This is a genomic window from Pseudomonas sp. 2hn, assembly GCF_019646095.1.
Classification (GTDB): Bacteria; Pseudomonadota; Gammaproteobacteria; order Pseudomonadales; family Pseudomonadaceae; genus Aquipseudomonas; species Aquipseudomonas peradeniyensis.
Genome location: NZ_CP081016.1, coordinates 2,248,448 through 2,261,088, shown reverse-complemented (window position 1 = coordinate 2,261,088; position 12,641 = coordinate 2,248,448). Strand labels below are relative to the sequence as shown.

Here is a 12,641-nt window from a genome sequence, read left to right as displayed (position 1 = left end):
ACTCGTGGGAGCGGGCTTGCCCCGCGATAGCGCCCGCCCAGACAACCAAGCCACCAGCCAGATACCCTCCCCCTACTCAGCCCCCCGCCCAACCATCAACCCATGATTCACATCCTGGGCCAACGCCTTGGCCATGCCACTGAGGTAATGCACCGCCGTCAGCAGCGTAGGCAGATGATCAGTCTCCACCATCGCCAGATCACTGATCTTGTGCACTGCACACATCAACACGGTCGCCTGCTCCACCGCATGGTTCAGCGGATGCCCCGCCACCACGCGGAACAGCGGGTCTTGCACTCCTATCTCCCCGCGCCAAACTTAGTACAGACAGTCCGGCCGGCGTGGCGATGCTCAACCAATAAACCATTGATGCTTACCTACACAATCCATGCGGCAATTATCATCTTTTCGCGGTTAGGCATAGATCTGCCATTCGCGCACGAACGCTGTAATACGCCTCACCCCGCTTTTGTAATATCGGGTGCCACAGGTCAAGGCTATCGAATTGTCGGCTTACGCAGAGCCCCAAAGGTTAGTGAGTGGACTTGAGGATGCAGTTCGTTACAGGTAAGCAGCGTCGAAGGTATTGAGTTATGAAAAAATCAGATTTAGCCCCTTCCTTGTAGTCCATTTCCCAAAGATACTCTCTCCGCTGATTTTCCGTTGCACGCGCCAAAAGTGAGCTCTAGTCTCGGCATGTCGTTGCTATTCAACGACCGGGTTTAGCCGCCCGACATCGTCAGACACCACAGCCGTGCAATGCCGAGTAATCGACATCTGCGCCTTTATGGCGGCTGTACGTGGGGCACCTTCGGGTGCGCCGGGTGCCTGACGTCCCGGTCGGCTAACCCGCGTACAGCTGCCACCTATTCGTTTAGCCGCGTTTGGTGGTTGCTCCATCACGACAGGAGCCACACCATGCTTAAGATCGTCCCCGATCCTCCTCACAATATGCTCACCCTTGAAGACACCCTAATCCAGGCCACTGATTATGCACTGTGTGCGGAAACAATTGTACAACAGGCGTTGTTGTTACAGCCCAAGTCGCCGGTATCGATTCTGATGATGGCCTCGATGCATGAGATAGAGGCGCTGAGGGCTTTGCTTGAATCTGCGCTGATCCAGTTACAGATGCCCACTGAGCCTAGGGATACTTATTAAAATTCAGGCTATATAATACTTAGGCTGGGCCTACTCACAAAAACCTCTGCAGTACTTCGCACATAGCAATCAACTTTTGGGAGTTAACCAGCCTGAGCAGTAAATTTTCAGGGAGATTGAACAATGGCTTCAGACGACACAAAATTTACTGTTGGTAAGACCATATTCTACCAGGGTGAAAAGCAGACCTATCCCTTATTCCGCATCGAAGCTGGCATACCTTGCCAGCACGCACGTGAACAAGCTTCTGAACTAATGGGCTGTGCACGTGACTTGACTATTGACGGTCTGATGGAGGATAAGCCCCAACTAATCTGGGCCTCCCATTACCTCTGCGCTTTGGCTAAGGCATTAATGGATGACGCCGAATTAGGCATGAGGCACTAAAGTAACACTCTACGCTCCCGGAGCGCTTTCGGAGACCAAACTAGTCGCCCAACTCTGAAGGCGCCCACCGGGGAAAATTCAGATAGGGACAGTTACATGTCAAGCTCAATACACAAGACCAAATTTACTTGACAACCTGGCGCATCGACTCAACCGCCGTGAGAACCGTCCGTGTCTCTTCCGGTGCAGGCAAAAAGCGCATAAGAAGCAACGGACCTCGCACTTGGACGAAGCTGGGGTGGGTTGACCACAAAAATTCACATAGTCAGTGACGCTCGTGGTATCCCACTCCACTTCACACTCTCAGTGTGATAACTAGCCCTCACTAGCAACGACCTTTCAACTGCCAACTCAGACCATTACGCTAGTTACAAGCTCCGCCCTGTAGGCTGCGGCACACCTCTGCTCGTATATACGGAGCTTACCTCGGTATAGGTCAGTCACCTTGCAAGACCATGCCTATTCGTCAAATGGCCTGGCATGTAGGTACGCATCCTTTCCGAATGAGAATGCGCCGCGCGGCAGTTAAGATCTTGCGGAAATGGTGAATAGAATGCCCCTGACATCATGGAGATACAGTCAACTGAGGTACGGTGGGGTATAAATCAGCTGGACTAAAACTTTCGCCCATAAATAATCCAGCCACCGCTAAGTGACCGGATTCTTTGGAGTATTTTGGTCGGGACGGAGTGATTCGAACACCCGCCCCCTTGCACCCCATGCCAGTGGTCGACCTCATAACTCACTGATTTTTCTAGCATCACCTAGGGCGCTCGCTGCAACCGATGTCCTACGCCAGCTGACGGCTTTCAACGATTTCCCGCAAAAGTCCCTGACTAGATGCCTACGAGGTCGACTGATAGCAGCTATAAACTGTGGTCGATGAAGTCGCGGACTCAAGACTTACTTGCTGGGTAGACAGCAGGCATTGCGCGGCAAGAGCCTTGTCGTCACCGCCCGGCGACTCAAGGCAAGGCAATTCATCCTCAGGAGCCGAGACCGTTCCGATTTAACGCCCCCTTTCGCCCCCGCGGCACAGCGGCAAGCCGCCCCAGCACAGCCGCAATCTACAAACTGACTACATCGCCGCCCTCAAGCTCTCAAGCTACGCCTGCTCTTCGACTCGCGCGAGAATCTGGCCCGCCACATCCTCTTTAAGCAGAGCCTGACTCTGCTGTCGGGCGATACCCTGGTTGAGGATCTTGTCCAGTTCGACGAGCGAAGTGGCCGTAGCGATGGCCCGCATCTGCGAATTGACTTGATCCATTTCGTTTTCCCCGCGGGCGTTCATCTCTGCCTCACACTCCCTTCCAACACATTGCGACATAGCACAGCCGGAAACTCGGTGATAATCGGCTATTACTACACAATGCCTCAAACCTGCATGGGTTGGGGATGTAGGGACCTCAATTTCGCACGCTCGATACGTCACTTAACCCGCGTCTGATGAGGCACTTGCCTTTCGCTTTGCCGCCCGTCCAGCTCCTTTCCGCCCCCCTGATTCATCAAACGTCACAAGCTCGAGCTTCTGAGCCGCGTCCACCAACATCTTTCGTCCAAGGTCAACATCAAGGTCAAGTCCAAGCTCCAGAGTAAGCCCAACCACGCCAGGAGACTCTCCTATGCTGGCTATAACTGGATAAGTTACACCGCTCAGAATCTTCTCAAGCAACTGACGCTGAATCGCTCCCTTTCTGACTTGCCGAGTACGGTACGTCAATCTAACCACATCATCTGAAGGCACTCGAAATACCGACGGCCCAACATAGACGATCAGCTTCGATGCCTCTCCCCTCACATCGAAAGAAACATTGATGCAACCGTCGCTAGGGTTGATCTCGGTTTCATAGCCTTTCTCTCTGAGCCGACCTAATACCTCCGTTAAAGATCGAGATGCGGGTTTGACGATATCCGCGACGGCGAAGTCAGAGACTACAAGCTGCTCATATTCTTCTGCCAACGGCCCCCATTTACGATGCACGTGAACAGGAACAACTCCACCAACGGCAATGCTCCGCCCCACCACAGTTGCGCCAAGGAATGCCTGCCTGCTTATCGCCTTGGCGCTAGCAGGAATGCCGCCCAGGCCGTAGTAAAGTCCGGACAGCATAAACGCCAATATCGAAACAGACTGTCCGACATCAGGTCTTGCACTAATCCATCGCATCATCTGCTCAGGACCTGATGTCAAGAGAAATATCATTAGTGCCCGCTGTGCAATTCGCCCGCTATCGTCTATCTTCGAGCTAGTCAGTTCGATACGGTTATCCAAGACTTTCCGGATAGTCTCAGCAAATATCTTTATTTCTGGTGAGCTATCAAGCTCCACTACTAGACGCCCTGAGACCTCACTAATAAAATCATCAACGTCAAATCCTTTCCGCGGGTCCAGCTCACCCAGCATAGATGCAGCCGCAACAAATATCCGAAAATCCTCGGAACTGACCTCTTGAGGTCTCAGCACCGAATAAATCTGGCTAGCAAACCTCACCACCCCGTTTTCCGGCCCGACAGGAACATCTAATAGTTGTCTCAGTAGCTCGAGCGAACATCCGATTCGAATTATCTGCCAAGAGAGCAGCGAGACAGCACCAGACAACTTATCCAGAGACGATATCTCTACGTACTGCCCCTCGCCTTCAACTCTGACAGCAAGCTCTTCTCCATCTACAGCCTTAACTTCCTCGGAGAACAAAGAAAGTGCCTTTTCTGCATCAGAGTCTCCTGCGCCATCATTTCCTGGGAATAGGGCAGGATCCACTTTCAATTCCAGAGCATTTGCCACCGTATCATCAAAAGCCTCAAGTCTAGCCTCAAGCTCCACCACTGCATCTCGCGAACGCAACCAACATGCCAAACAATCGCTAAGAAGTATTGGCTGTAATAAATTGGCTCGCCCTCCCTCATGAGCATGACCTTGAACTTCAACTTCAATCAAAACCACCTCTCCCCAGCTCAAACCCTCCCGTGCATTAGTCAGCGCTTGACGACTAACTCTACATTCGGCGACGAATACTTCATGGGATTTATCAGTAGCCAAGAAGCCTCTTGCAAAAGCTTCCATAAGGCGGTCCTGATGGACTGAAACGAACCACCGCCTGATGGTCTTATTCTGTGATTTGCTCATAAAGTTTTTTATCCGGAAGTCGTTCAGCCAAGTTATGAGGCTGATTCATAACCAGTAACTCCAAGTAATCCCTTGCCCGAGACGCCATGACATAGAGTTGCATACTTGTATGTTGATCGCCTGCGCCACCCTGGTCAGAGAATGGGTCTACAAGGAAAACCGTATCAAATTCCAAGCCTTTGGCGCTCTGAAAATTGAGAACCGTAACGCATCCACCCTTGTCAAAGATCAAACGCTCCGCAGGATGCCTATTTTTATCACCATTTGAATAGGTCTGAACAACAATTCCCTTCCCGTTAAGTCGCGATGAGAGGCTATTGAAAACCTGCCTCCTAACTACATCACTCGAACATAAAACCCCGACTTCCAACCCAGGATTATTCGCCACATAGATAGCGATTCTACGACGTATAACCTCAAAGTTAGATGCAACAACAACGCGCGGTTTCGACCTGCCAATCCGCTCAGGGAGGTCTGGAACGCCAGAGGGGAGCCCTACAAAATAGTGCCTTGCAAACCCTGCAATCTGCCTAGAATTACGATAATTCTTACGCAAACAATATAAGCGCTCATCATTAATTGATAATGCACTCTTAATATCATCGACGGTAGAGTTCTTGTCAGTCGAAAGACGTTGATTCTCATCTGCAAAAACAGTAACCGCAGGAGGAACGGCAGAAACCTCTCGCTTTAACAAGTTCGACATCATGCCGAGGGCCGAATACATATCCTTAGGAAAATCCTGCCCCTCGTCAATTATCAAGTGCCCCCAATGCCCTCCTCTGCCCTTCCAACTTTTCTCTTTCGCAACCTGGACTAACATATCTGTCCAATCGTACCTCCAGCGATCCTGAGGTAAGAATGGTGGGTTCCGTCGAAAAATTCCTCGCCACCATTCGTAAACCCAAGCATGCATAGTGGATGTATCAACACCACCGGCGACACTTTCCCTTGCACATGTGTAACTTGAAAGAACCTTGTTATACATGATCACACGAGGAAGCAAACCTTTATCATTTTTTTTATTTGCAAGAATCTGAAGAAACGCAGCACGGTGGAAAGCCATCACTGTCTTTCCCGTCCCAGGCGGACCGACAACCAGAATTGAGTCTGTCGGCGGAGCACCATGATAGATCTCTCTTTGTTCCTTATCGAGATCTGTTAACTTTGGGAATCTCATGAGACTACCCCTCAGTCTCTTCCATAAAATCATCGAGCCTAAAGAATGGTTCAACTCCTCCCAGATCGACCAATGTCCTCCTGTCTAGCAAGCAATTATTAAATGCACAACTTGTTTCCGAAATAAGCATACAAGCATGGCAAGATGCAGCACTCATCCCACCCAGCCCTTGATGTTCGCTTTCTTTGCAAACGGGATCAGCCGAGCACCATGCAATATCCAGAAGCGCAGCTTGCAGGAGAACTCCAAGCCTCTCAGGCTCCCCCATTCGGACTAATCCGCCGAGCGACCCTTCAGAGTCACCATCGGCGGTATACAGCAGAACCCCACAGGCCGTCGAGCCGGGTGGGCCCGCATATATCCGCTCTCGTATCGAAGATGCAGAGTATCCTGCATCAAATGAAAGCCTTCGCAAGACTGCATGGGCAAACGAATGCAACAGCAAGAAACGAGGACTAGCCATTTCCGCTTGCCACCCGAAGCCCGCGGCCTTTTCTGCCAGCACCTTTAAGCGCTGCGAATGGGTCTTGGCAACTCGCTGCTCCCAGGACCTTACCGCGTCTGCATCCAGCTGAATAAAGACCCCCTCCCCCCATGCCTCCACTCCTGGATACCATCCGGCGGCGCGTTGACCAAGATCTACCGGTATCATAGAGCTTTCTTCGTCCGGAGATATTCTCCTAAATCCCAATATCGCACGGACTTCGCGCAGACGCCTGACCAACGATACAGACCGTATTGTCCTCAACAGTTCATTGGGCCACTCTGACGGTATTCTTGTACGCTTAATTATCAAGGAGTCCGTCTCCACATCATGGATTCCCGATAAAGTTTGCCATTCTTCGTCAAGAATTTCGGCCTGTACATCAGCAAGATTTTCATCTTCAACTGCTGCTTCAAGCTCATCAACAGCTAGAGCCGCAACCAAGGCTTCTCGAACTACCGCCAAATCACAACCATACCTTTCAGCAATCGAGGTAACGATAGACTCAGCACTCTGCAGTATCAAGGGAAGTGAAACCCCAGCAGACGACAATGCCTTGAGCCCAGACCAGCTTACGTTTGTTCTCCAGACCTCCTTCAGCGCAAGATCTCTTTCAGTACTATTAGCATGCAGCAAGTCCAAAGCTGATATTGTGCGAGGGAAGTGAAGATTACTTGCTGCACGCCTATTTACCCACAACGGCTGATTGCATTGCGGAGGATTGAATTGCCAGGGCTGTCCCCCTCCACATCGCATACCATGTGGAGCCTCCACCTGAACCAGACCGGTAAAGTCTCTTTTTGCCCCACACCCACATCGCACAGAAACAGCAGACCAGTCTCCTCCGGCCTGCCCAGTTGTTTCAAACCACATGCGCGCACCTTGTCGACTGCATTTCCCATCATCTGCAGATCTAGATGAATGAGCCCACCAATGCCAGTCTACTTCCGACATGTGTCCATGCTTGCACGCTGCCACGAACCCCATCGGTGTTAACTCACCACTACACTTTCGATCTGCGCAAGTAGGGGTTTTGTAGTCATTACCAACATCATCTGCCCCCGTAACAAAACGCATCAAGCGGCATCGAGGGCAAAAATACCAACGAGGGAATCGATGAATAGCAACCGACCTCACGCCGTCTTTTGCGATAGGAGTCTTTATTGGTCTCTTAAGCTTTATTTCTAAATTACTGTCCGCAATCTGGCGCACTCCATCCGGATACCAACGGCTGATATCAGCCATCACAAAAGACTCCGAACCGATGTCGATAATAGCGCCCACCCCAAATGGGCTAATAAGCTGCCCCTGACGAACGACTCGTCTATTTGCCATGGTTACTGCCTCCCGACAGGGGTAAGTTCAACATCTGGATCCACGTTACGAACAGATCTCATAGCTTCGTACATTCCGAACGCAGGTGGCTCACCAAAATCCCGTATAAGGGAAGCAGAGATTGACACGAACTGTGGACCAGGACACGTATAATATACCGACCGTCCAGACTCACCCTGCTCCTTCCACCTTGCAATAATTTCATCAATTTCAAGATCGACCCTACTCGCTTCACTAGGGTCAGCCATTCTCACATGCGCTCGAAAGTTCTCTAGAAGCCTAATTACTTCAACCTCATCAAATCTAACACTTCCCGCCTGATTATTGGCGGCATAGCTTGTTGCATGCCTAATCATTGCGATAACTGCGGCATGTAAGGTTCGCTTTCTTGCCGGAGGCGCATACGGCGTAACACTAGTCGGCTCGACGAACCGATAGAAAGACTCATGATATGAGAGAAAGTCTTCGTAATGCGATCGATCGCGCGGCTTAGCAGGGGAATAGAGAGTAACCACGACGCCCGGCGCCGATCTAGATCGACCTACCCTACTCGAAGCCTGAATATACTCCGAGTTAAGTTTTGGCTGACCGTTTATTAGCATCAACCCAAGTCGATCCACATCGACACCGACTGAGATAATACTTGTGCATGGAACCAAGTCCACAGCCGGCTTCGACTTGTCGCCCCTTCGCTCTAAATTACGAATCGCCTCCCCCATATCGGTGGACATTTGCGAGCTAAGTTCCATGACATTTTCCACCGCACGCACACGGTCCTCTGCGCTAGCGATGGCTTTCATCCGATCAGGTATTTCCTGTGAAGCAGCAGTCATCGTCCTGCCGAGCTCACGCCGACTGTTGACATATGCCAACACCGTCCAATAAGCATCGCGGAGTGCACCTGTAAGTCGGAGTTCCGCACTCGCCTGCAATAGTGCTGCGGTTACCCACACCATTGAGACGACGGGAGTAGTCGCCCCTTGCCCCATAGCCCCGACATATAGGCGACCCGGAACCTTAGATGGATCTTCTAAACGGAAAAAGAACGCATCATCCCAATTCCTGATTGGAGAAGGGAACACAGTGGAATTCCTGCCATAAATACCTTTAATTTGCTCACGCGAGTTTCTTATTGTCGCTGTCGATGCAATAATCTTTGCGCCTCTACCTCTCCCTCGCGCCCGTATAATTGAATCAATTGCCAGCTCATAGGGACCGCATATGGAACCCAGCGGACCTGAGATTAAATGCAACTCATCCTGAATTATAAGCGAAGGAGGAGGTGCATTATCATTTATGCCACCAAAGAAAACTCTCGGCCGCTCATCCCAACTCAACCCCGCAAACTTATCTAGAGTACCGAGCAGAATGGAGGGTGGCTCTCTATACAAAGCCTCATCTACAATCTGCATTGGAATATTTTCGTAAAAATCACACTTCGGGCTCAAACACTTGAACAGAAAGTGTGCCGGCCCACAATCCACCCCAACTTCCTTTGTAGCCATATTTACAATAGGAGTTGCACATGCAGGGCAACGATCCAAAAGAAATGGATTTTTCATTCCTTCGGGAGCCGGACTCCACTCATCAAAAAGCTCCATTGCCTTCTGGAATTTGTTTGGAGTAAGACTTTTCCCCACCCAAAGCCCAACAGAGAATGGGCGGCTAGATAGGAACTCAGGCATATCTCGACGCAATAGTTCCAAAGCACAGACGAGCATTCCGGCTCGCTGGAACTGCTGAGTAGTCAGCATCCTTAGCGTATAGCGACTTAACACAGCCGAAGCCGTATCCAACTCTTTGTATACAATACGGCGACGGATAAGCTCAAAGGCAGCTACAAGCAAGTACGCTTCTGTTTTCCCTCCCCCTGTAGGGAACCAGATAACGTCCACAACCTCACGTTCGTCTTGGTCGCCATCCAGAAGTGACGGAATCACTCCGAGGAAGTAAGCAATCTGGAACGGACGCCATTTGTAGCCCCTCCCTCGCTCCAACTGAGGAACTGAAGCCGCCTCCGATGCACCAGCACCGCCCCGCGCCTGTTCCGCCATCAGCATCTGCCAGTACATTGCCCGATTTGCTAGTGTAAATGCCGCGAAGGTTTCTGGATTAGATAGCGATTCGATTCCTGCCTTAATTCGCTTTTGCCAGAGTCGGCATTTTTCAGCCAGGCCTGAGCCGGCATCCTCTTCGAATTGCCGGCAAAGAATGTCCTCGGACTCTAGCCACTCTTCAAATGCTTCGCTAAGTCCGGTCAGGACATTTTGCACCTCTCGTACATTATCACTGAATGCAAGGAACTCAATGTCCCGAAACCTCTCATCAAGTGAATCGCTCGCCCCAATTTCGAATGTTGCCGCGCGGACCTCTGCCGTTGGCAAGAACTCCACCCAAACATGGGAACACTTGACTTCCGACCGCGCATCCCACATTGCCGAAGCGCCATGTCCACGAGCATATATGGGGGAGTTTCTGTAGAGGTAGCGAACTTCTGATTCCTCTTGGTCACTTACCGCAGCTGAGCGTGGCCTTGGATAAGGCAGGAACTCGCCGTCCACCACGTCGACAGACAAAGCGACCTGAAAGAGAACTTTCTCTGGGTCAAACCCTTGCCCCCCCTTTTCCATCGTGTTGACTAGCGTCACAGTCAATAAATTGGCACCATCAAGCCAAGGCCTGGACTTAATGTGCACCTCGGCCCGTCCGCCCAGCACCGGAAACGGCCTGAAATTTTGTTCCAGATTGATGTCCACTGTCTCCGTACCGGCAGAAGGAACGGGAATCCGTCGCCACTTCATTTCACCACGCCTTCGGGAGCGTGAACCTCGCTCGTTTTCTAGCCGCTCATATGTAGATGCGGAAACATTGCACTTAAGAGCTCCCCCTTGCGCGACGAGAAAACTCAACCCAACAGATGAAGGCATTGCACGATGACTTGCACCAACAGTCTGGTCGGACTCGTCGTCTGTAGAAAGACCAACATCTTCAGTACCATCTGCTGCCAAATCTAACTCCCCCTCACGAGGGAACAGCATTCCCATCATATATCGTAAGAGAGGGGAACCATCGAACTCTTCGTACGTGCCTTCTGCCGGACCAATAAGTCTCGACCGCATATAGTTAACAAGCCCTGCGCGAGCCCCCCTTGTAGTTTCAACGCCCATCAACCACCTCCTTAAAATGCCGGCTTGCATTATCAGCCATACGCAGGCGAACTCTATCCAGAGTCATTGATTCGGCAAAGATCGACAAGCCATAGTTCCCCCGAGTCATACTCAGATATAGTACTCGATCAAGATCATCATCACTTAAATCCAGCCCGAATATACAAATGATAACGAAGCCAGACTCAAGACCTCTAAATGACTCAATGGATGAAACCGCTAACACCCCACTAACGTGGCCTCCAGACGACCAATCAGCCGCTGGAGCACCAGCACTAACCGAAAGAAACTTAATTAACTCACTCTGATTAGAATCATTAGTAAGCAACGTCATACTTTGAAGTGGAATATCTTCTCGCAACCAAGTACGCACTTGCCTTGCGGCAGCAGCTATAATCTCCTCCCGACTAGATACCCCCTGCATCGTCGGGCTTAGACCGCGGCCTTTTACCACCGCATGGCCTAGAGGGATTCCAGCTGCAAGTTCAGTAGCAAGAATGATCTCCGGTGTATTTCTGCAATTCTTCGTAAGTCGTGGACGAACGGAGGCTGCATCTTGGAAAAGCTGAAGCGAAGAGGAAAACTGATTCTCCCCAGTAGCCTGTTGGAAGCTAGGATCACCGAACCAGCCCCACTGGCCATGTGCGATTCCGCCGATAACCAGCTTATCCGTCAGCGCAACTCGTTCGGAGGACAGCATTAGCTGACCTTCATCTATCAGCAGCACTTCTACTTGCGGCCTCATCGAGGCTTCATATTTCTCAAGCTCTTCGATAGAACAGATATAGGAGTCAAGACCCGTCTTTAAACGCAAAGCGGAAGCCAGGGTTTGGCTTCCTACAAGTAATAAAGGCTTTTTTCTATTCGCTACTGCTCGACGAAGCATTTCCACCGCAAGAAGTGTCTTGCCACAACCCGCCGGTGAAGAACAAAAAACCCTCTCGGCTCCGTCCCAAAGATCTATTAGATTGTACTGCTCCTCCGTAAGCGAAAGCAGTTGCTCTTCAATTTCCTGCCGAGCTAGCTGCAATGGACGCACCAGCTCAAACTCTGGCCGGAATAGCCCAATCAGGTTTGATACCTCATCAGCACTAAGTCCACGCCGAGACTTGTTCTTGAGCCGCCAGTAGTCTGCTACTCCTTCGAGAAACCTCTGCAAGCTCGCAGGATTGGCTAGATCATCCCTCGTCCCAATCAAAGCCAAAGGAAATTCAGGCCCTCCAAGGATCGCCCCAAGATCCTTCCGGGCCATTCCCGCAAGAATCACGCAGAACCCAGCAGGCACCTCTAACGCAAAACCGCTCCCCAACCGCCTCTCGACGTAATTCTTCACTAGAGAGAAATAGGCATCCTTGGCTTGAACCAAGGGAGACTTCCCCCGGGTTACCACTCGACCAAGGCGGTCCTCGTACATCCACTTACCTCTAGCACAGGTGACATTCCCACCCTTTACCTCGATGGCAATTAACCCACGCTTACCCACAAGTAGGAAATCGATCTCGCCCCAGCGCTGATAGACATGTTCTGATAGATTTAACGAACTCAATGCTCTTGCCGAACTGTCACCCCATTCGACACGACCTAACAATGAGAGGACCTTGCGCTCGGATCCCGTGGACTCAGGCAAAGGCGTACTTGGAAGGATCAACATTCTCAGAACCGCTCCCTCGGAATCTCAGCTTTACAGCTAGGAGTTGCGGCTCCGATCTTGACGCCGGCCTCCTAACGACTGCTGCAGATATGCCATCAATTCGCCACAAGTACAATCCGACCTTTGGAGCTCGCGCCCCGTCAAGCACT

General features: G+C 51.0%; 9 protein-coding genes and 1 pseudogene. 3 read left to right on the top strand and 7 right to left on the bottom strand.

The window, feature by feature from the left end:
* Positions 1–72: 72 nt before the first annotated feature.
* Entirely contained in the window at positions 73–297 is a 225-nt protein-coding gene (locus K2O50_RS10355; protein ID WP_050706427.1) for a DUF3077 domain-containing protein, read from the bottom strand.
* Between the two features lie 621 nt (positions 298–918).
* On the opposite strand from K2O50_RS10355, the gene K2O50_RS10350 reads away from it, so the two are divergent.
* From K2O50_RS10350 to K2O50_RS26620, 3 genes and pseudogenes are all read left to right on the top strand, one after another.
* Complete coding sequence (locus K2O50_RS10350; protein WP_050706426.1) at positions 919–1,161, top strand: hypothetical protein; 243 nt, start codon at positions 919–921, stop codon at positions 1,159–1,161.
* Positions 1,162–1,284: 123 nt separating this feature from the next.
* Entirely contained in the window at positions 1,285–1,548 is a 264-nt protein-coding gene (locus tag K2O50_RS10345) for a DUF3077 domain-containing protein (RefSeq protein WP_050706425.1), read from the top strand.
* Between the two features lie 89 nt (positions 1,549–1,637).
* Positions 1,638–1,854 (top strand): annotated as a pseudogene (locus K2O50_RS26620) (IS5/IS1182 family transposase); the annotation flags it as partial.
* A 799-nt stretch (positions 1,855–2,653) separates the two neighbouring features.
* On the opposite strand, the gene K2O50_RS10340 reads toward K2O50_RS26620, so the two are convergent.
* From K2O50_RS10340 to K2O50_RS10315, 6 genes are all read right to left on the bottom strand, one after another.
* Positions 2,654–2,815 (bottom strand): hypothetical protein, encoded by a 162-nt coding sequence (locus tag K2O50_RS10340; RefSeq protein WP_156329656.1) that lies wholly within the window; start codon positions 2,813–2,815, stop codon positions 2,654–2,656.
* A gap of 165 nt (positions 2,816–2,980) precedes the next feature.
* Complete coding sequence (locus K2O50_RS10335; protein WP_156329655.1) at positions 2,981–4,612, bottom strand: hypothetical protein; 1,632 nt, start codon at positions 4,610–4,612, stop codon at positions 2,981–2,983.
* Positions 4,613–4,655: 43 nt separating this feature from the next.
* The gene (locus tag K2O50_RS10330; RefSeq protein WP_371263154.1) at positions 4,656–5,741 is read right to left on the bottom strand and encodes an ATP-binding domain-containing protein; all 1,086 of its coding nucleotides are present in this window, start codon (positions 5,739–5,741) and stop codon (positions 4,656–4,658) included.
* Positions 5,742–5,859: 118 nt separating this feature from the next.
* A complete protein-coding gene (gene drmB, locus K2O50_RS10325) occupies positions 5,860–7,674 on the bottom strand; it encodes a DUF1998 domain-containing protein (RefSeq protein ID WP_156329653.1) in 1,815 nt (604 codons plus the stop codon).
* Between the two features lie 2 nt (positions 7,675–7,676).
* Positions 7,677–10,841, bottom strand: a complete 3,165-nt coding sequence (locus tag K2O50_RS10320) for a hypothetical protein (RefSeq protein ID WP_156329652.1) — start codon at positions 10,839–10,841, stop codon at positions 7,677–7,679.
* Positions 10,831–12,492, bottom strand: a complete 1,662-nt coding sequence (locus K2O50_RS10315; RefSeq protein WP_082337795.1) for a nuclease-related domain-containing DEAD/DEAH box helicase — start codon at positions 12,490–12,492, stop codon at positions 10,831–10,833. Before K2O50_RS10315 ends, K2O50_RS10320 begins: the two co-directional genes overlap by 11 nt.
* Positions 12,493–12,641 lie beyond the last annotated feature (149 nt).

Coding starts and splice junctions, on each gene's coding strand:
- K2O50_RS10350 (WP_050706426.1), top strand. CDS start 919: ATGCTTAAGATCGTCCCCGATCCTCCTCACAATATGCTCACCCTTGAA.
- K2O50_RS10335 (WP_156329655.1), bottom strand. CDS start 4,612: ATGGAAGCTTTTGCAAGAGGCTTCTTGGCTACTGATAAATCCCATGAA.
- K2O50_RS10315 (WP_082337795.1), bottom strand. CDS start 12,492: ATGTTGATCCTTCCAAGTACGCCTTTGCCTGAGTCCACGGGATCCGAG.
- drmB (WP_156329653.1), bottom strand. CDS start 7,674: ATGGCAAATAGACGAGTCGTTCGTCAGGGGCAGCTTATTAGCCCATTT.
- K2O50_RS10320 (WP_156329652.1), bottom strand. CDS start 10,841: ATGGGCGTTGAAACTACAAGGGGGGCTCGCGCAGGGCTTGTTAACTAT.
- K2O50_RS10340 (WP_156329656.1), bottom strand. CDS start 2,815: ATGGATCAAGTCAATTCGCAGATGCGGGCCATCGCTACGGCCACTTCG.
- K2O50_RS10330 (WP_371263154.1), bottom strand. CDS start 5,741: ATGGCTTTCCACCGTGCTGCGTTTCTTCAGATTCTTGCAAATAAAAAA.
- K2O50_RS10345 (WP_050706425.1), top strand. CDS start 1,285: ATGGCTTCAGACGACACAAAATTTACTGTTGGTAAGACCATATTCTAC.